This is a genomic window from Stutzerimonas stutzeri (assembly GCF_018138085.1).
Taxonomy (GTDB): Bacteria; Pseudomonadota; Gammaproteobacteria; order Pseudomonadales; family Pseudomonadaceae; genus Stutzerimonas; species Stutzerimonas stutzeri_AI.
On record NZ_CP073105.1, the window covers coordinates 2,135,628 to 2,153,939 of the forward strand.

The 18,312-nt window shown below is 59.3% G+C and carries 15 protein-coding genes; 12 read left to right on the forward strand and 3 right to left on the reverse strand.

Annotated elements, in window-relative coordinates; translation table 11 throughout:
* The first annotated feature begins 205 nt into the window (after nt 1-205).
* From smc to KCX70_RS09990, 8 genes are all read left to right on the forward strand, one after another.
* Nucleotides 206-3,694, forward strand: a complete 3,489-nt coding sequence (gene smc / locus KCX70_RS09955; RefSeq protein WP_212620061.1) for a chromosome segregation protein SMC — start codon at nt 206-208, stop codon at nt 3,692-3,694.
* 180 nt (nt 3,695-3,874) lie between these two features.
* Nucleotides 3,875-4,696, forward strand: coding sequence for a cell division protein ZipA (gene zipA, locus KCX70_RS09960; protein WP_212620062.1), 822 nt, complete (start codon nt 3,875-3,877; stop codon nt 4,694-4,696).
* Nucleotides 4,697-5,165: 469 nt separating this feature from the next.
* A complete protein-coding gene (gene ligA, locus KCX70_RS09965) occupies nt 5,166-7,532 on the forward strand; it encodes an NAD-dependent DNA ligase LigA (RefSeq protein WP_212620063.1) in 2,367 nt (788 codons plus the stop codon).
* Between the two features lie 617 nt (nt 7,533-8,149).
* Nucleotides 8,150-9,679: a flagellin gene (locus tag KCX70_RS09970; protein ID WP_212620064.1), complete on the forward strand. Its 1,530-nt coding sequence runs from the start codon at nt 8,150-8,152 to the stop codon at nt 9,677-9,679.
* A 69-nt stretch (nt 9,680-9,748) separates the two neighbouring features.
* Nucleotides 9,749-10,102, forward strand: a complete 354-nt coding sequence (locus KCX70_RS09975; RefSeq protein WP_212620065.1) for a flagellar protein FlaG — start codon at nt 9,749-9,751, stop codon at nt 10,100-10,102.
* Nucleotides 10,103-10,159: 57 nt separating this feature from the next.
* Nucleotides 10,160-11,605 (forward strand): flagellar filament capping protein FliD, encoded by a 1,446-nt coding sequence (gene fliD, locus KCX70_RS09980; RefSeq protein ID WP_212620066.1) that lies wholly within the window; start codon nt 10,160-10,162, stop codon nt 11,603-11,605.
* 131 nt (nt 11,606-11,736) lie between these two features.
* Nucleotides 11,737-12,123, forward strand: coding sequence for a flagellar export chaperone FliS (fliS, locus tag KCX70_RS09985; RefSeq protein WP_212620067.1), 387 nt, complete (start codon nt 11,737-11,739; stop codon nt 12,121-12,123).
* 66 nt (nt 12,124-12,189) lie between these two features.
* The gene (locus KCX70_RS09990) at nt 12,190-12,483 is read left to right on the forward strand and encodes a flagellar protein FliT (protein WP_212620068.1); all 294 of its coding nucleotides are present in this window, start codon (nt 12,190-12,192) and stop codon (nt 12,481-12,483) included.
* 160 nt (nt 12,484-12,643) lie between these two features.
* Here the strand turns inward: KCX70_RS09990 and KCX70_RS09995 are convergent, their stop codons facing one another.
* Both KCX70_RS09995 and KCX70_RS10000 read right to left on the reverse strand, forming a co-directional pair.
* Nucleotides 12,644-12,925 carry a pyrimidine/purine nucleoside phosphorylase gene (locus KCX70_RS09995; protein ID WP_021207880.1) on the reverse strand — a complete coding sequence of 94 codons (282 nt, stop codon included), beginning with the start codon at nt 12,923-12,925 and terminating at the stop codon, nt 12,644-12,646.
* A gap of 104 nt (nt 12,926-13,029) precedes the next feature.
* Nucleotides 13,030-13,371: a DMT family protein gene (locus tag KCX70_RS10000; RefSeq protein ID WP_212620069.1), complete on the reverse strand. Its 342-nt coding sequence runs from the start codon at nt 13,369-13,371 to the stop codon at nt 13,030-13,032.
* Nucleotides 13,372-13,515: 144 nt separating this feature from the next.
* On the opposite strand from KCX70_RS10000, the gene KCX70_RS23285 reads away from it, so the two are divergent.
* Entirely contained in the window at nt 13,516-13,767 is a 252-nt protein-coding gene (locus KCX70_RS23285; protein ID WP_249121736.1) for a YkgJ family cysteine cluster protein, read from the forward strand.
* Between the two features lie 394 nt (nt 13,768-14,161).
* Here the strand turns inward: KCX70_RS23285 and gltA are convergent, their stop codons facing one another.
* Complete coding sequence (gltA, locus tag KCX70_RS10005) at nt 14,162-15,433, reverse strand: citrate synthase (RefSeq protein ID WP_021207878.1); 1,272 nt, start codon at nt 15,431-15,433, stop codon at nt 14,162-14,164.
* Nucleotides 15,434-15,796: 363 nt separating this feature from the next.
* Here gltA and sdhC point away from each other — a divergent pair, with 363 nt between their 5' ends.
* From sdhC to sdhA, 3 genes are read left to right on the forward strand one after another with little or no spacing between them, the layout of a single operon-like run.
* Nucleotides 15,797-16,171, forward strand: a complete 375-nt coding sequence (gene sdhC, locus KCX70_RS10010) for a succinate dehydrogenase, cytochrome b556 subunit (protein WP_102850805.1) — start codon at nt 15,797-15,799, stop codon at nt 16,169-16,171.
* The gene (gene sdhD / locus KCX70_RS10015) at nt 16,165-16,533 is read left to right on the forward strand and encodes a succinate dehydrogenase, hydrophobic membrane anchor protein (protein ID WP_021207876.1); all 369 of its coding nucleotides are present in this window, start codon (nt 16,165-16,167) and stop codon (nt 16,531-16,533) included. Before sdhC ends, sdhD begins: the two co-directional genes overlap by 7 nt.
* Nucleotides 16,534-16,536: 3 nt before the next feature.
* Complete coding sequence (gene sdhA / locus KCX70_RS10020; RefSeq protein WP_102850804.1) at nt 16,537-18,309, forward strand: succinate dehydrogenase flavoprotein subunit; 1,773 nt, start codon at nt 16,537-16,539, stop codon at nt 18,307-18,309.
* The last annotated feature ends 3 nt before the right edge of the window (nt 18,310-18,312 follow it).

Here is an 18,312-nt window from a genome sequence, read left to right on the forward strand (position 1 = left end):
TTGGTGCTGAAACGGACCATTGCCTCCTGCCTCGGCATCTGATCAGCCCCCGCCTGCCTGCGTTCGGTACTGCGTGCCACGATTGGCCTCGGGCGGCGTGATAAACTCCGCGGCTTTGCGCCAGCACCCACCCGATGTAGGAATTCCGATGTTCACGGCGACCCTGCTTGTTCATCCTCATGCTGATTGCCACGGATAGGGCCTCATGCGACTGAAAAGCATCAAGCTCGCCGGCTTCAAATCCTTCGTCGATCCGACCACGGTCAGCTTTCCGAGCAACATGGCCGCCGTCGTCGGACCCAACGGCTGCGGCAAGTCCAACATCATCGACGCCGTACGCTGGGTAATGGGCGAGAGCTCGGCGAAGAACCTGCGCGGCGAGTCGATGACCGACGTCATCTTCAACGGCTCCAATACCCGCAAGCCGGTGACCCAGGCCAGCATCGAGCTGATCTTCGATAACTCCGACGGCACGCTGACAGGCGAATACGCGGCGTTCGCCGAAATCTCCATCCGCCGGCGGGTCACGCGCGATGCGCAGAACACCTACTTTCTCAACGGCGTGAAATGCCGCCGCCGTGACATCACCGATATCTTCCTGGGTACGGGCCTGGGGCCGCGCAGCTATTCGATCATCGAGCAGGGGATGATCTCCAAGCTGATCGAGGCCAAGCCGGAAGAGTTACGCAACTTCATCGAGGAAGCGGCGGGCATCTCCAAATACAAGGAGCGCCGCCGGGAGACCGAGAACCGCATCCGCCGCACGCACGAAAACCTGGCGCGTCTGACCGACCTGCGCGAGGAGCTCGAACGTCAGCTCGAACGCCTCCACCGCCAGGCCCAGTCGGCTGAAAAGTATCAGGAATACAAGGCCGAAGAGCGTCAGCTCAGGGCCCAGCTGTCGGCGCTGCGCTGGCAGGCATTGAATGCTCAAGTTGGCCAGCGCGAGCAGGTGATCGGTGGCCAGGAAGTCAGCTTCGAAGCGCTGAACGCCGAACAGCGCAATGCGGATGCCAGTATCGAGCGCCTGCGCGACGGGCACCACGAGCTGTCCGAGCGCTTTAACCTGGTCCAAGGGCGCTTCTATTCGGTCGGTGGCGATATCGCACGGGTCGAGCAGAGCATCCAGCACGGCCAGCAGCGTTTGCGCCAGTTGCAGGATGATCTGCGCGAGGCCGAACAGGCCCGCCTGGAGACCGAATCGCATCTGGGCCACGACCGCACCTTGCTTGCTACCCTCGGCGAGGAGCTGGCGATGCTCGAGCCCGAGCAGGACATTGCGGGTGCGGCCGCTGAAGAGGCCGCGGCGCAGCTCGAAGAAGCCGAAACGGCCATGCAGGCATGGCAGGAGCAGTGGGAGCGTTTCAACCAGCAAAGCACCGAGCCACGTCGCGCCGCCGAGGTGCAACAGTCACGCATCCAACAACTGGAACAGAGCCTCGAGCGACTGGCTGAGCGTCGACGTCGTCTTGACGAGGAGCGCGCCTCGCTTGCCGGCGACCCGGAAGACGCCGAACTTTCCGAGTTGAGCGAACAGCTCGCGCTCGGTGAACTGGGTCTCGAAGAGCTGGCGATGGCCCAGGAGCAGAGCGACCAGCAGCTCGAACAGTTGCGCGAGCAGATCCAGCAGGCCAACCGAGATGAGCAACACGCGCAGGGTGAGCTACAACGGCTGAACGGTCGTATCGCCTCGCTGGAAGCGCTTCAGCAGGCCGCGATGGACCCGGGCAAAGGGGTCTCCGAGTGGTTGCAGGAGCAAGGGCTCGACCAGCGGCCACGTCTTGCCGATGGGCTACGGGTAGAGCCTGGCTGGGAGCTGGCAGTCGAGACCGTGTTGGGTGCGGACTTGCACGCAGTCCTGCTGGAGCGTTTCGACGATCTGGACATGAGCGGTTTCGAGCAGGGCGATTTGCGTCTCGTCAGTTCTCAGCAGGCAGCCCGATCAGTCAGCGGCAGCCTGTTGGACAAGGTCACCGCCACCTCGGACCTATCACCCTGGCTGGGCTGCGTCAGACCTGTCGAAGATCTCGATCAAGCGTTGGCCGCGGGCGCTTCACTGGCTGACGATGAAAGCCTGATCAGCCGCGACGGTTACTGGGTCAGCCGCCATTTCTTGCGGGTCCGGCGGGCCGGGGAGGCCGAGTCCGGTCTGCTGGCGCGCAGCCAGGAGCTGGAGCGGCTGCAAGCCGAACGCGACGAAGGCGAAGCGGCCCTTGATCTGTTGGCTGAACAGCTGCTCCAGCTTCGTGAGGCCCAACGCGAATGGGAGGAGCGCCGCGAACAGCAGCGCCGTCAGCACCAGGACCTGTCCCGTCAGCAAGGCGAGCTGAATGCGCGACGTTCCGCCAGCCGAGCCAAACTGGAGCAACTGACCCTGCGTCGCCAGCGTCTGGATGAAGAGTTGGTTGAACTCTCCGAACAGCGGGCCCTGGAGACCGGGCAGCTCGGCGAAGCGCGGTTGCATTTGCAGGATGCGCTCGACGCCATGGCCCTGGTGACCGAACAGCGAGAAGCGCTGCTGGCGAGCCGTGACGGCATTCGCGAGCAGCTCGACCGCATTCGTCAGGAAGCCCGTCAGCACAAGGACCACGCGCACCAGTTGGCCGTTCGGATCGGCTCGCTCAGAGCACAGCACGATTCGACCCGCCAGGCGCTCGAACGCCTGGAACAGCAGTTCGAGCGCGCCCTGGAACGACGCGAGCAACTCAGTCTGAACCTGGATGAGGGGCAGGCACCGCTCGAAGAGTTGCGCATGAAGCTCGAGGAGTTGCTGGAGCGGCGCATGGGCGTCGAAGACGAGCTCAAGCAGGCGCGACTGGCTCTGGAAGACGCCGACCGGGAGCTTCGCGAGGCCGAGAAGCGTCGCACCCAGGCCGAGCAACAGGCGCAACTGCTGCGCGGGCAGCTCGAACAGCAACGTATGGAATGGCAAGCGCTGACGGTACGGCGCAAGGCCCTGCAGGATCAGCTGCACGAGGATGGGTTCGATCTGCATGGTGTGATCGGGACGCTTCCGGCCGACGCCAACGAGTCGGAGTGGGAGGCCGAGCTCGAGCGTCTGGGGGCACGAATCCAGCGCCTCGGGCCAATCAACCTTGCTGCAATCGATGAATACCAGCAGCAGTCGGAGCGCAAACGCTACCTCGATGCCCAGAATGACGACCTAACCGAGGCGCTCGATACGCTGGAGAATGTCATTCGCAAGATCGACAAGGAAACCCGCAACCGCTTCAAAGAGACGTTCGACCAGATCAATAGTGGTCTGCAGGCGCTTTTTCCCAAGGTTTTCGGTGGCGGCAACGCGTATCTGGAACTTACCGGAGAAGATTTACTCGATACCGGGGTGGCGATCATGGCGCGTCCGCCGGGCAAGAAGAACAGCACCATCCACCTGCTATCAGGCGGTGAGAAGGCGTTGACCGCTCTGGCGCTGGTATTTGCGATCTTCCAGCTCAACCCGGCGCCGTTCTGCATGCTCGATGAGGTGGACGCGCCGCTGGACGACGCCAACGTCGGGCGCTATGCGCGCCTGGTCAAGGAGATGTCGGAAAAGGTGCAGTTCATCTACATCACGCATAACAAGATCGCGATGGAGATGGCTGACCAGTTGATGGGGGTGACCATGCATGAGCCGGGTTGCTCGAGACTGGTGGCGGTCGATGTGGAGCAGGCGGTTGCATTGGCGGAGGCCTGAGCGGCGCGCGCTCCAGACAGATTGAGGACAAGCGCAGACCAATAAAAGAGCCGCGCCGGGCGGTGCACATCTACCGTTCGTCGTGCTAGTTTAGGGCGCAATTTTTACGATGCGCAGATGAGCCTGTTCAGCGGCTGTGAATCTGCGTCTTTATCATCGATTTCAGGGGTTTAAGCATTAATGGATATCGGTCTGCGCGAGTGGCTGATCGTCATCGGCATCATTGTTATCGCCGGCATTCTTTTCGATGGCTGGCGGAGGATGCGCGGTAGCAAGGGCAAGTTGAAGTTCAAGCTGGACCGTAATATCGCGAACAACCTCCCGGAGGACGACGATTCCAACGAGTTGCTGGGGCCGCCCCGCGTGGTGAGTCGCAGCAATGAGCCATCGCTGGACGAAGCGGATCTGCCTTCGATGAGTGCCCGCGAAACCGGCAAGCGTCGCCCAACAGAACCTCAGCAAGGAGACCTTCGTTTCTCCAGCGACGACGCGCCGGTGCCGACGTTGCTCGACCCGGTTGCAGATAATGAAGAAGGGAAGCCAGACGAGTCCGGCCAGGATCTGCCGCCGGTCGAAGAGGTGTTGGTCATCAACGTGATTTCCCGTGACCCGCATGGCTTCCGCGGCCCCGCCTTGCTGCAGAACATCCTCGAGAGTGGTCTGAGATTCGGCGAGATGGACATATTTCACCGTCACGAGAGCATGGCCGGTAATGGCGAGGTGCTGTTCTCCATGGCTAACGCTGTCAAACCCGGTACGTTCGACCTGGACGACATCGACCATTTCACCACGCCGGCCGTGAGCTTCTTCCTCGGCCTGCCCGGGCCGCGGTACCCGAAGCAAGCCTTCGACGTGATGGTCGCCGCTGCTCGAAAGCTGTCTCAGGAGCTGAACGGCGAACTCAAGGACGACCAGCGCAGCGTGCTCACCGCACAAACCATCGAGCATTATCGTCAACGTATCGTTGACTACGAACGCCGGCAGATGACTACCAAGCGCTAAACCCAGAACCGCTCTCAGGAGCGGTTCTTATTTGCCGCCAGGCTGCCTAAAGCATCACCCCGGGTCGGGTCTCACACAGAAGAGCAAAAGCGCCACCCGCACCGCTTTTTTGCGGGGGGTGCGCCCCGCGGCGAATAAGAGTTCCTGCCTGCTCGGAAGCAAAAGCTTCGCCCCGAGGCGGGCCTCCCACCAGAGCGCTGCGCGCAGATCACCCCACTGGCTTCTGCTCAGCCAGGGACATCAGACACCCAGCCCAACCGAACTGCATACCCAGGGCCACCAGGCACGCACCAAACCGGTGGGGTCACAACCGCAGGACTGTCAGATCCGTGGGAGGCGCGCCCTGCTGCGAATGCAGGCTGCAGGCCTGCCGTCACTTTCGTAATCGGCTAAAATCTCGCGCCTACATATCAACCAAGGCGTGCAGATACTGTCTGTATCTGCACTGCCACAGCTACGGCTCCGTCATATGCCTTCCGCCCAAACCGCCGCAGAGCGCATCGCCGAACTGCGCAGCGAGATCGACGCCCACAATTACCGCTACTACGTGCTCGACGAGCCCAGCGTCCCCGACGCGGTGTATGACCGCCTGTTCAACGAGCTCAAGGCGCTCGAAGCTGAACATCCTGAACTGGTCACCCCGGACTCGCCCACCCAACGCGTCGGCGGCGCCGCGTTGGCCGCCTTCGGCCAGGTCCGCCATGACGTACCGATGTTGAGCCTGGGCAATGCGTTCGAAGAGCAGGACCTGATCGACTTCGACCGGCGCGCGCGCGAGGGCCTGGATCTGCCCGCGGGCGACCTTTTGGGCGGCGGCGCCGAGCTGGAATACAGCTGCGAGCCAAAGCTCGACGGTTTGGCGGTGAGCCTGCTCTACGAAAACGGCAAGCTGGTGCGCGGCGCTACCCGCGGCGACGGCAGCACGGGGGAAGACATCAGCGCCAACGTGCGCACCATCCGCAATATTCCGCTGAAGCTGCACGGCGACGGCTGGCCCGCAGTGCTGGAGGTGCGGGGCGAGATCTACATGCCCAAGGCGGGCTTCGAGGCGCTCAATGCGCGTCAGCTCGAAGCGGGGGGCAAGCCCTTCGCCAATCCACGTAATGCCGCCGCGGGCAGCCTGCGCCAGCTGGACCCCAAGATAACCGCCAGTCGACCGCTGGAGCTTTGCGCCTACGGTGTCGGCCGAAGTGATGGCGAGTTGCCGGGTACCCACATCGGCATCCTCAACGCACTCAAAGGCTGGGGTTTACCCATCAGTCGCGAGCTGAAGCTGGCCAAGGGCGTCGCTGAATGCCGTGCCTATTACCACGCCATCGGCGAGAAGCGAGATGCGTTGCCCTACGAAATCGACGGCGTGGTGTTCAAGGTCAATTCGACCGAACAGCAGCGCGAGCTGGGTTTTCGTGCACGTGAACCGCGCTGGGCGATCGCCCACAAGTTTCCGGCCCGCGAGGAAGTCACCGAGCTGCTCGATGTGGAGTTTCAGGTGGGCCGCACTGGCGCCATCACACCCGTCGCACGGCTGAAGCCCGTGCAGGTCGCGGGCGTGACGGTCTCCAATGCCACGCTGCACAACATGGATGAAGTGGCGCGTCTGGGCGTGCTGATCGGCGACACGGTCATCGTGCGTCGCGCTGGTGACGTCATTCCGCAGATCCTCGGGGTGATTCCGGAGCGCCGTCCCGCCGGTGCGCGTGAAGTTCAGGTGCCTGAACAGTGTCCGGTCTGTGGGTCGGCTGTGGAACGCACCCAACTGATAAAACGCAGCAAGGGTCGCGAGTCGATCAGCGAGGGCTCGATCTACCGCTGCGTGGGACGTCTGGCCTGCCAGGCGCAGCTCAAGCAGGCGATCATCCATTTCGTGTCCCGCAGGGCCATGGACATTGACGGCCTGGGAGACAAGATCGTCGAGCAGCTCGTGGATACTGGACTGGTCGGCTCGCCAGCCGATCTGTACTGCCTGACCTTCGAGCAGGTGCTGGCGCTGGATGGCTTTGCCGAAGTATCGAGCCGCAACCTGCTCAAAGCCATCGATGCCAGTCGTACGCCGTCCCTGGCGCGCTTCATCTTTGCCCTGGGCATCCCGGATGTGGGCGAGGGTACTGCCAAGTTGTTGGCACGAGCGTTGGGTTCGCTCGACAGGATCAGCCGGGCATTGCCGGATGTGCTGGTCTATCTGCCAGATATCGGTCTGGAAGTGGCGCACGAGATCCACAGCTTCTTCGAGGACGAACATAACCAGCTCGTTATCGCACAGCTGCGCGAGCGAGGCGTGCAATTGCAGGAGGAGGGCGAGGTACACCCTGAGTTCGCAGCCTGCGCAACGCTTTCCGGGCTGCTCGATCGGCTGAACATTCCCTTCATCGCCAGCACCGGTGCGCAACGCCTCGCCGATCGCTTCGGCAGTCTCGAAGGCATCATCGAAGCTGACTGGTTGGATCTGCGCCAGGTCGAGCGCCTCAATGAAAAGGCGGCCCGCGCGCTACGTGACTACTTCGACGACCCGGCCAACGCCGAGCGCGCTCGGACCATCGAAGCCCAACTGCGTGAGTTCGGGATGCACTGGCAAAGCGAGCGCAAGGCGGCGCAAGGACTCCCCTTGGCCGGCCAGACCTGGGTGCTTACCGGCACGCTGGAAAGCATGAGCCGCGATGAGGCCAAGGCAAAGCTGGAGGCATTAGGTGCCAAGGTCTCAGGTTCCGTCTCGGCCAAGACCAGTGTCGTGGTCGCGGGGCCTGGCGCGGGTTCGAAGCTGGCCAAGGCCAACGAGCTGGGCCTCGTCGTGGAGGATGAAGAATCCTTCCTGCAACGGCTCGCTGAACTCGAGCACTGACTCGACACCAGCTTGCCGTATTCGCGCCGAGGTCGGCGCTCCCACGTCAGGCAGAGAGCGCCGGTTGGCATTTGTGCCTTTGTGCTTTGGTGCTTTGGTGCTTTTGTGGGAGCTGCGCCCCCGCGGCGAAACGGACTGTCGCGCCAGTACCAACCCAAAGCTTCGCGCCGAGGTCGGCGTTCCCACATAAGGCCATGGAGCACCGGTAGGCTTTTGTGCTTTTGCAGGGCTGCACTCCCTCGTGGCGGAACGGGCTCTCCTGCCGGTACCAACCCAAAGCTTCGCGCCGAGATCGGCGTGCCTACATCACATTAAGCCAGCACTGGTCGCCCTAGTGGCCGGCTCGCTTTGCGCCTGCTCGCCACGTCTACAACTTTTTCTAAAGAAATTTCCCGTCCGTCCGAAAACCTTTGCAGGCGGACCTGCTCGATGTAGGTCTGCCGGTGTCGCACAGGTTGTTCTCGGGGCTTGCAAAAAATTTCAAATGCCTCCTAAAGCTCACCGAAACGACGCCGATAAGCTAATCGAATGCGAACTCAATGGGTGCCTGGGCAAACAGCCGGCCCGGAGTCGCAAGCTCAGGCAACCAAAGTAACTAGCGCCCTTGGAGGCTCATCATGGCTCTTACAGTCAACACAAACATTGCGTCGCTCAATACTCAGCGCAACCTGCAATCTTCGTCCAACGCCCTCAGCACCTCCATGCAGCGCCTGTCTACTGGCAGCCGCATTAACAGCGCTAAAGATGACGCAGCTGGTCTGCAAATCTCTAACCGTATGACCAGTCAGATCAACGGTCTTGGCGTTGCGGTCCGAAATGCCAACGACGGTATCTCCCTCGCGCAAACTGCTGAAGGGGCGTTGCAGCAGTCCACCAACATCCTGCAGCGTATGCGTGATTTGTCTCTGCAGTCTGCAAACGGAACGAACGACTCGGCTGACCGTCAAGCCCTCCAGAAAGAAGTAAGTGCGTTGCAGTCAGAGCTAAATCGCATCGCCGATACAACCACTTTCGGCGGCCGAAAGGTTCTTGATGGATCTATGGCAAGCGTGGACTTCCAGGTCGGTGCAAATGCTCGCGAAACGATCGGAGTTTCAATCAAAGCCTCGAGCGCCAAAGATATTGGTTCTTATAGTCTGAAGAGCAGTGGTACCAATACTGGTAAGGCAGTGATTGGTACAGCAGCTGGAACAGCTCCAGCTAGCGGTATCGTTAACGTTGCTAAAGATACTATGGTGATAACAGGGCCAGAAGGTCAGAAGGCAACTTCCGAAGCCACTGGAACCTCCGCGCGGGAAATAGCCGCCGCTGTAAATAGTGTAACTTCCGACACGGGCGTAACAGCAACAGCGACCACAAAGACGCAACTTAGCGGATTAGCTGAAACCGGCGTAGTCAGCTTCAATCTGAAAGGCAAAAACGATACTGCTGTGGCAATAGAGGCTACTATTAGCGATAAAACTGACCTTACGGCTCTGGCAGATGTGATCAACGCGCAGTCAGCCTCAACAGGGATTATCGCTGAAGCTTCAAAAGGTGACGGAAAACTAACTTTAACAAGTAAAGATGGCTACAACATCGAGCTTGATAGCTTCTTGGTTGATGAAGGGGATGCTACACCTGCCGCAACTGCAGACATCGTTACCGTCACAGCATTTGACAAAGACGGTAAGGCAGATTCCGCAAACGCCATAAAGCTATCGGAGGTTGCTGCGACAAACCAAGATTCCGTGACTATCACCGGTAACGTTTCTATGTCGGCGCTAGCCGGATTTACGATCGCCGGTTCCGACGCTTCATTTCTTGCTGCGGGTAAGACATCCTCCACGCAGTCGACTGTAAGCGCAATTGACATTTCGAGCGTTGATGGTGCGCAGGATGCTATCTCAGTAATTGATGGCGCGCTGGCTCAGATCGACGACGTTCGCTCTGGCTTGGGTGCTGCGCAAAACCGCTTCGATAATACAATTGCGAACTTGCAAAGCGTGCAAGAAAACGTATCCGCAGCCCGCGGCCGTATTCAGGACACCGACTTCGCCGCTGAAACCGCCAACCTAAGCAAAAACCAGATCCTGCAGCAGGCTGGTACTGCGATCCTTGCCCAGGCCAAGCAGCTGCCGCAGGCAGTTCTGAGTCTGCTGCAGTAATCGAGCAGAAGGCGTTAACGATGGGGGCAGAGCTCGCTCTGTCCCCATTGATTCATGAGAGGTGAATCAATGGACGTCGCAAAAATTTCGGGCGGGGTTACGTCGTCCGTGGCAGCTAGCTCCTCACCCAGCTTTCTTAAAGAGGCTGGGTTTTCTGCGTCTGAAGATTCAAGTCCGCGGAAAGTGACGGATGCGAAATCCCCTGCTGACATGACCGATCTGGTCGAACGGTTTCGTTCGCAGGTGCAGAGCATCCAGCGTGACCTGAACTTCAGCGTCGACGATTCGACGGGTGACGTGATCGTGCAGGTTATCGATGGCGACTCAGGCAAGGTTGTTCGGCAGATACCGTCAGAAGAAATCCTCCGGCTGACCGAGCGGCTGGATGAGATGCGCAGTTTGATGTTCGAAGCCAAGGCCTGACCGGTACGATTCTTGTATATAAATCGCTGATTAACATATTTTTGACGAGGTACGGCTATGGCTGACGTAGGTATTGGTTCCGGTATAAACATCGGGAGTATCGTGTCCAGCATGGTCGCGGCTGAGCGTGCACCGAAAGAAGCGCAGCTCGCCACACTCGAAAAAAAAACCACTACCCAAATCACCGCTATCGGCGCCTTGAAAGGTGCTATTAGCGATTTCCAGACGGCACTTGGCACATTGAACAAGGCCGATCTTTTTCAAGCGCGTTCAGCGACTTCCAGCAAGACGGATCTGGTCGGGGTAACTGCCAGCACGACTGCCGGTGCCGGCACGTATCAGGTTGAAGTTAAAAGCCTCGCAACCAATAGCAAGGTAGCACTTGCCGCAGTTCAGAATTCTGCCGAAGCGCCCGCTGCCTTTGCTAGCGGCACGCTTGATATTTCCCTAGGCGTACCTGGAACTCCGCCCTCAAAAGATACCTTTTCCGTCACGATCGACGAGAGCAATAACAGCCTTGCCGGCATGCGCGACGCTATCAATGAGGCCGGGAAAGACAAGGGCGTAAGCGCGACGATTGTGACTGATGAGTTTGGCTCTCGACTCGTGTTGACCAGCAACAAGACTGGCGCCGGTCGCGATATCACCGTCGCGGTTGCCAATGAGACGGCAGCCACAACTGGCCAGACCGCACTGTCTACGCTTGCCTTCGACGGTACTTCTTCCAGCACTGGGGGCGGAGCGCGAGTGCTTTCGCAGGCGCAAAGCGCTGAGCTGTACGTCGATGGCTTGAAAATCATCAGTGAGAACAACAAGGTCGACGGCGCAATCGAAGGCGTTACGCTCGATCTAAAGGCCAAGACTGTCGCCAGCGAGCCACTGACCATTACTGTCGCGGAGGACAAAGCCGGCGTTAAGAAGCAGGTCCAATCGTTCGTTGATGCGTACAACAAGCTTATTGGCGTGGTCAACGCACAGACGAAAGTAACTCCTGTAGGGGATGGCAAGACGCCGGTCACCGGCGCGCTTGTGGGCGACGCAACGGCCCGCACGCTGCTTGGCACGATCCGCAATGAGCTGGTTAACACACAGGGCGACGGTGCCATTCGTGCCCTGACCGATATGGGGATCACGACCCAGAAAGACGGCACTCTAGCCATCGACAGCACCAAGCTAGACAAGACATTGGCGAACAACTTCGGGCAACTGTCCGGTTTCTTTACTGGCGACACCGGCCTTGCCGCCCGACTCGATGGCAAGCTCAAGGCCTATACCGAAACCGGCGGCATCCTCGAGCAGCGCAACAAGGCGATGACCGAGACTATTACGAAGATCGACAAGCAGAAGGAAGACCTCGATCGACGTATTACGTCATTGCAGGAACGGCTCTTCAAGCAGTTCAACGCGATGGATACCTTGGTGGGCCAGTTGTCTAATACCTCGGCGAGCCTTCTCGCGTCGCTGGAGAATCTGCCTTGGGCTGCAAACAACTCGAAGAATTGATTCTGCTTGTGCGAAACAGACCGCCGTTCAGGTGGTTTTTTTCGTTCTGAAAGCCTGAATTACTATCAAGCTTGAGCGATGACGACCGATAAGCTGTACATGCAAACTGATGTAGCAAGGGGCTCATTCAAATGTACGCTATGACAGCAATGAAGCAGTATCAGCAGGTCGGTGTGAAGGTCCAGGTCAACGAGGCCGATCCTCACCTTTTAATCCAGATGCTGATGCAAGGCGGGCTGGACCGTATAGCTCAGGCCAAAGGCGCGATGGAGCGCGAGGCGTTTGCTGAAAAGGGTGCGTTGATTGGCAAGGCCATCAACATCATCGGTGGTCTGCGCGATGCGCTCGACAAGAGCGTCGGTGGTGAGCTGGCGGAGAACCTCGACAGCCTTTATGAATACATGACGATGCGCCTGTTCGAGGCGAGCCGGCATAACGATGTCGACAAGCTCAACGAAGTGGGCAGGTTGCTCGGCGAGATCAAGCTGGCCTGGGATCAGATCGCACCCAAGGCTTGATTGGGTGATCGTTCCGGCGGCATACCATCAGGCGTATCGCAACCTGTCTACTTAGCGAGGATAGACATGCAATCGAGCAAAGAGGCGTTCGCTACGCTAACTGGCAAGTTGCGCGATGCGCTGGCAGCGAATGACTGGGAGGCCATTGCGTTGCTGGACGGTGAGTGCCGTGCGCAAATGGCGAAATTAAGCGGCGAGGATGCGTTGGACGTCGGGCTACGCGAACAGCTTGCAGAGCTGTCGCACCTGTATCTCGAGCTCCAGCAGTCCGGCCGGGCGGAGCGGGAGCGTTTGGCTGCGGAGCTGACGCGCCTGAACCAATCGAAGCAGGTCAAGCAAGCCTACGAGCCGCTGGGTTAAGCCGCTCATTCCCTCCAAAACTATAGCTGGGAATGACGCTTCGCAGTTTTCCTCAGCCGCTCTTGCCAAATGCTTGAGCCCCTCCGAGCTTCGTGCCGGTATAAGACGGATGGCGCTTCCATCCACCTTGGAAGCGCAGCGCGACGAAGGGGCGTCGTGTTTAACGGTACTCGCAAAGATAAGCCGAGTCCGTCGCGACTTTCAGTTGAAACTTGCTGTTGGCCGGTACGGTGAACTGGCTGCCGGCGCCGAAGGTTTGGTAGTTCTCGCTTCCGGGCAGTTTCACGTCCAGGCTGCCTGCCACCACATGCATGACTTCCAGCTGGTTGGTGCCGAATTCATAGTCGCCGGGCGCCATGACGCCGATGGTGGCCGGACCTGCCGCCATGTCGAACGCGATGGATTTGACGGTGCCGTCGAAGTATTCGTTGACCTTGAACATTCGCAAATCTCGATGAGAAAAGGGGCGGCCAGTATGCCGAAGCGGCGTAGTGGCGTCATCTGATCGTGCGCTTAAAGACGGCAACTTTCAGGTCCGCGTCGCGCTCACGATCGAAAGATAAAGTACACGGCGCCCAGCAGGCAGAGTCCCGCCCAGAGGTAGTCGAGCTTCACTGGCTGCTGCATATACAGCACGCTGAACGGAAGGAATATGCCCAGGGTGATGACCTCCTGCATGATCTTCAGCTGCCCGATCGATAGCTCCGTGTAGCCGATTCGGTTGGCCGGTACCATGATCAGGTACTCGAACAAGGCGATACCCCAGCTGACGAGAGCGGCGATCAACCAGGGCTTGGTACCGAGGGTCTTGAGGTGGCCGTACCAGGCAAAAGTCATGAAAAGATTGGAAATGCAAAGCAGGGCAGCGGTCTGAAGCCAGATGGGCATGGGCGTACTCCGAGACGATGGCGGATCCTATGGCCCGGCACATGGCTTCGCAAGTGCTCGAGGTGATGTCTTGTGGTGTGGGTGCGTTTTGCTTCAGCAGCCATTATTATCGCCGCCCGTTTTTTTCCATCTCGGATGTTTGAAATGGATTGTCGTCCTGGTTGTGGCGCTTGTTGCATCGCTCCATCGATCAGCTCCCCGATTCCGGGCATGCCTTTCGGAAAGCCGGCAGGAGAGCGTTGCATGCATCTTTCCGAGCGAAATCTCTGCGGTTTATTTGGCCTGCCATCGCGGCCAGCTGTCTGTGGGGCGTTCCGGGCCGATCATACGGTTTGCGGTGATAGCCGGCAGGATGCGATTCGCCTGCTTGGCTGGCTGGAGCAGGCGACTGCCTGATCTGTCGCCGTCTTGATCGTTGTTGCGCTACTTCGCACAGCCGCGCCGATGTCGGCGCTCGGGGCAGACCTTTTGTTTTTTGGATTTACCTTTGCGCTGGCAGCACGCTCCGTTCGCCGCCAGGGTGCGCCTCCATTGAACGAAAGCGGCACGGATACAGCTTTCTATAAGGAGGGGGATCCGGCGTTTAGCAAGGCTTTTTGTTTCGTGGGAGCCTCGCCCTCGGGGCGAAGCTTTTGCTCTTGAGTGGGCAGTAGGTCCCATTTCACCGCGGGGCGCGCCTCCCACTAAAAAAGCGGTGCGGATGCCGCGTTCAGTGGTATCTGTCCAAAAAACGAAACCCCGCCAATTGGCGGGGTTCGTCAGTGGCCTAAGCCTATATCCGACTAATGACTCAGCGCGGCAGATCGCGCTTCGGATGGCCGGTGTACAGCTGACGTGGACGGCCGATCTTCTGGCCCATCGCGATCATTTCCTTCCAATGCGAGATCCAGCCGACGGTGCGCGCCAGGGCGAAGATCACCGTGAACATGCTGGTCGGAATGCCGATCGCCTTGAGGATGATGCCCGAGTAGAAGTCGACGTTCGGGTACAGGTTGCGCTCGGCGAAGTAGGGGTCGTTCAGCGCGATTTCTTCCAGCTTCATCGCCAGCTCGAGCTGTGGATCGTTGATACCCAGCTCGCCGAGCACTTCGTCGCAGGTCTGCTTCATCACCTTGGCGCGCGGGTCGAAGTTCTTGTAGACGCGATGTCCGAAGCCCATCAGCTTGAACGGATCGTTCTTGTCCTTGGCCTTGGCCAGGAATGTCTCGATGTTCGATACGTCGCCGATTTCGTCCAGCATGGTCAGAACGGCTTCGTTCGCACCGCCATGTGCCGGGCCCCAGAGCGCTGCGATGCCGGCAGCGATACAGGCGAAGGGGTTGGCGCCGGTGGAACCTGCCAGACGAACGGTGGAGGTAGAGGCGTTCTGCTCGTGGTCCGCATGAAGGATGAAGATGCGGTCCATCGCCTTGGCCAGAACCGGGCTGATCGGCTTCACTTCACACGGTGTGTTAAACATCATGTGCAGGAAGTTTTCGGCGTAGTTCAGGTCGTTGCGCGGGTACATCATGGGCTGGCCCATGGAGTACTTGTACACCATGGCGGCCAGGGTCGGCATCTTAGCAACCAGGCGTACCGCCGAAATCTCGCGGTGGTGTGGATCGTTGATATCCAGCGAGTCGTGGTAGAAGGCCGAGAGCGCGCCGACAACGCCGCACATGATGGCCATTGGGTGCGCATCGCGGCGGAAACCGTTGAGGAAAGATTTGAGCTGCTCATGAACCATGGTGTGGTTCTTCACGGTGCTGATGAACTGCGCCTTTTCTTCGGCAGTTGGCAGCTCGCCATTGAGCAGCAGGTAGCAGGTCTCGAGATAGTCGGATTTTTCCGCCAGCTGCTCGATGGGGTAGCCGCGATGCAGCAGAATGCCCTTGTCACCGTCGATGTAGGTGATCTTGGATTCGCAAGAGGCAGTAGACATGAAGCCGGGGTCGAAGGTGAAGCGACCCGTGGAGGTCAAGCCCCGAACATCGATTACGTCAGGCCCTACGGTGCCGGTTAAAACGGGCAGTTCGATGGCGTCTGCGCCTTCGATGATCAACTGCGCTTTGTTGTCAGCCATGTATGGCCTCCTGTTTTATGCTTGGAATCATCATGGCCCCCCACGCAGGGCCCGCATCACTATAGTGAGATAAATCTCAAAGTCAATTTGCGCGGGCACCCCGCAGCAGAGGGGGTTTAGGGGTGAATTCACAACACGGAAACGCTTATTTACGGCATTTATAACCGGAGGCGCCATGCGCCTTTAGTGGCACTTCACCACATTGTCATTAGCGACCTAACTGTTTATACTCGGCGACCGACCGGCAGGGGCCTAACAGGCAGTTTCCTGTGGGTTGTCACTCGTGGGTGGCGGGTACCGCTGCGTGCTCTTCCCAACAACTTTGCCCTGCGTCTTAGGGGCTCTCAAGTGTGAAAAAAAGCCGTGAAAAGCCAACGACCTGTAAACCTAGATCTTAGGACTATAAAACTCCCGATCACTGCTTACACCTCGATCCTCCACCGCATTTCCGGCGTGATCCTGTTTGTAGGCGTGGCCATTCTGTTGCTTGCGCTGGATACATCGCTTTCTTCGGCCGAAGGCTTCGAAGAGGTGAAGGCGTACCTCAATAGTCCCCTGGCCAAGCTGGTGATCTGGGTGCTGCTGTCTGCATTGCTGTACCACCTGGTGGCCGGTGTGCGTCACCTGATCATGGATTCGGGACATGGCGAGACGCTGGAAGGCGGCAAGCTGGGCTCGAAAATCGTTCTGGCCGTCTCGGCGGTGCTGATCGTTCTGGCGGGAGTGTGGATATGGTAACTAATGTCACGAACTTCTCGCGTTCGGGTCTTTACGACTGGATGGCTCAGCGCGTTTCGGCAGTGGTCCTCGCGGCTTATTTTCTGTTTCTGATCGGATACCTGGTCGCAAATCCGGGGCTGGATTACGCACAGTGGCAGGGGCTGTTTGCCTCCACCTGGATGCGCATCTTCAGTCTTCTAGCGCTCGTCGCGCTGAGCGTGCATGCATGGGTTGGTATGTGGACGATTTCCACTGACTACCTGACCAACATGGCGATCGGTAAGTGGGCTACCGGTGTGCGTTTCCTCTTCCAGGCAGTGTGTGGCATCGCCATGTTCACATTCTTCGTCTGGGGTGTGCAGATTCTTTGGGGTATCTGATCCATGGCTAGCATTCGTACTCTTTCATATGACGCCATCATCATCGGTGGTGGCGGCGCAGGCATGCGTGCTGCGTTGCAGTTGGCCCAGGGTGGGCACAAAACTGCGGTGGTTACCAAGGTTTTCCCGACACGTTCACACACCGTATCGGCCCAGGGCGGCATCACCTGCGCGATCGCTTCGGCCGACCCGAACGACGATTGGCGCTGGCACATGTATGACACCGTCAAGGGCTCCGACTACATCGGTGACCAGGACGCGATCGAATACATGTGTTCCGTTGGCCCTGAAGCGGTCTTCGAGCTCGAGCACATGGGGCTTCCGTTCTCCCGTACCGAGCAGGGTCGCATCTACCAGCGTCCGTTCGGTGGCCAGTCGAAGGACTATGGCAAGGGCGGGCAGGCCGCGCGTACGTGCGCCGCGGCGGACCGTACTGGTCATGCGCTGTTGCATACCCTTTATCAGGCCAACCTGAAAGCCGGCACCTCGTTCCTTAACGAGTGGTACGCAGTCGACCTGGTCAAGAACCAGGACGGCGCCATCGTCGGTGTGATCGCGATCTGCATCGAGAATGGCGAGACCGTCTACATCCGCTCCAAGGCCGTCGTATTGGCGACTGGTGGTGCGGGCCGCATCTACGCATCGACCACCAACGCGCTGATCAATACCGGTGACGGCATCGGCATGGCGCTGCGCGCCGGTGTGCCGGTGCAGGACATCGAGATGTGGCAATTCCACCCGACCGGTATCGCCGGTGCCGGTGTGCTGGTAACCGAAGGTTGCCGCGGCGAAGGTGGCTATCTGATCAACAAGCACGGCGAGCGCTTCATGGAGCGCTACGCGCCGAACGCGAAAGACCTGGCCGGTCGTGACGTGGTCGCTCGTTCCATGGTCAAGGAAATCCTGGCTGGCAACGGTTGCGGTCCGGATGGCGATCACGTGATGCTGAAGCTCGATCACCTGGGCGAGGAAGTGCTGCACAGCCGCCTGCCGGGCATCTGCGAGCTGTCCAAGACCTTTGCTCACGTCGATCCGGTCACGGCTCCTGTTCCCGTGGTGCCGACCTGCCACTACATGATGGGCGGCGTCGCCACCAACATTCATGGTCAGGCCATCACTCAGGACGCCAGCGGCAACGACAAGATCATCGAAGGGCTGTTTGCGGTGGGCGAAGTGGCTTGCGTATCCGTCCATGGCGCCAACCGCCTTGGCGGCAACTCGCTGCTGGATCTGGTCGTTTTCGGTCGCGCGGCTGGGTTGCATCTCGAGAAGGCTCTGAAAGACGGTATCGAGCACCGCGGTGCCACCGAGACCGATCTGGACGTGGCGCTGAATCGTCTGTCCAGCCTGAACGAGCGCACCACTGGCGAAGACGTCGCTTCGCTGCGCAAAGAACTGCAGAGCTGCATGCAGAACTACTTCGGTGTGTTCCGCACGGGCGAATACATGCAGAAGGGCATCGCGCAGCTTGCCGATCTGCGTCAGCGTATCGCGACCGTCAAGATCTCCGACAAAAGCCAGGCTTTCAATACCGCGCGTATCGAAGCGCTTGAGTTGCAGAACCTGCTCGAGGTTGCCGAGGCGACTGCCATCGCTGCGGAAACACGCAAGGAGTCTCGCGGTGCCCATGCCCGTGAAGATTTCGAAGAGCGTGATGATGAGAACTGGCTGTGCCACACCCTGTACTTCCCGGGCGAGAAGCGCGTGGCCAAGCGTGCCGTGAACTTCTCTCCGAAGACAGTTCCGACTTTTGAACCCAAGGTCCGGACTTACTGAGGT

Excerpts from the sequence above, each read along its gene's own strand:
- smc (WP_212620061.1), top strand. The coding sequence starts at position 206 with ATGCGACTGAAAAGCATCAAGCTCGCCGGCTTCAAATCCTTCGTCGAT.
- zipA (WP_212620062.1), top strand. The coding sequence starts at position 3,875 with ATGGATATCGGTCTGCGCGAGTGGCTGATCGTCATCGGCATCATTGTT.
- ligA (WP_212620063.1), top strand. The coding sequence starts at position 5,166 with ATGCCTTCCGCCCAAACCGCCGCAGAGCGCATCGCCGAACTGCGCAGC.
- KCX70_RS09970 (WP_212620064.1), top strand. The coding sequence starts at position 8,150 with ATGGCTCTTACAGTCAACACAAACATTGCGTCGCTCAATACTCAGCGC.
- KCX70_RS09975 (WP_212620065.1), top strand. The coding sequence starts at position 9,749 with ATGGACGTCGCAAAAATTTCGGGCGGGGTTACGTCGTCCGTGGCAGCT.
- fliD (WP_212620066.1), top strand. The coding sequence starts at position 10,160 with ATGGCTGACGTAGGTATTGGTTCCGGTATAAACATCGGGAGTATCGTG.
- fliS (WP_212620067.1), top strand. The coding sequence starts at position 11,737 with ATGTACGCTATGACAGCAATGAAGCAGTATCAGCAGGTCGGTGTGAAG.
- KCX70_RS09990 (WP_212620068.1), top strand. The coding sequence starts at position 12,190 with ATGCAATCGAGCAAAGAGGCGTTCGCTACGCTAACTGGCAAGTTGCGC.
- KCX70_RS09995 (WP_021207880.1), bottom strand. The coding sequence starts at position 12,925 with ATGTTCAAGGTCAACGAATACTTCGACGGCACCGTCAAATCCATCGCG.
- KCX70_RS10000 (WP_212620069.1), bottom strand. The coding sequence starts at position 13,371 with ATGCCCATCTGGCTTCAGACCGCTGCCCTGCTTTGCATTTCCAATCTT.
- KCX70_RS23285 (WP_249121736.1), top strand. The coding sequence starts at position 13,516 with ATGGATTGTCGTCCTGGTTGTGGCGCTTGTTGCATCGCTCCATCGATC.
- gltA (WP_021207878.1), bottom strand. The coding sequence starts at position 15,433 with ATGGCTGACAACAAAGCGCAGTTGATCATCGAAGGCGCAGACGCCATC.
- sdhD (WP_021207876.1), top strand. The coding sequence starts at position 16,165 with ATGGTAACTAATGTCACGAACTTCTCGCGTTCGGGTCTTTACGACTGG.
- sdhA (WP_102850804.1), top strand. The coding sequence starts at position 16,537 with ATGGCTAGCATTCGTACTCTTTCATATGACGCCATCATCATCGGTGGT.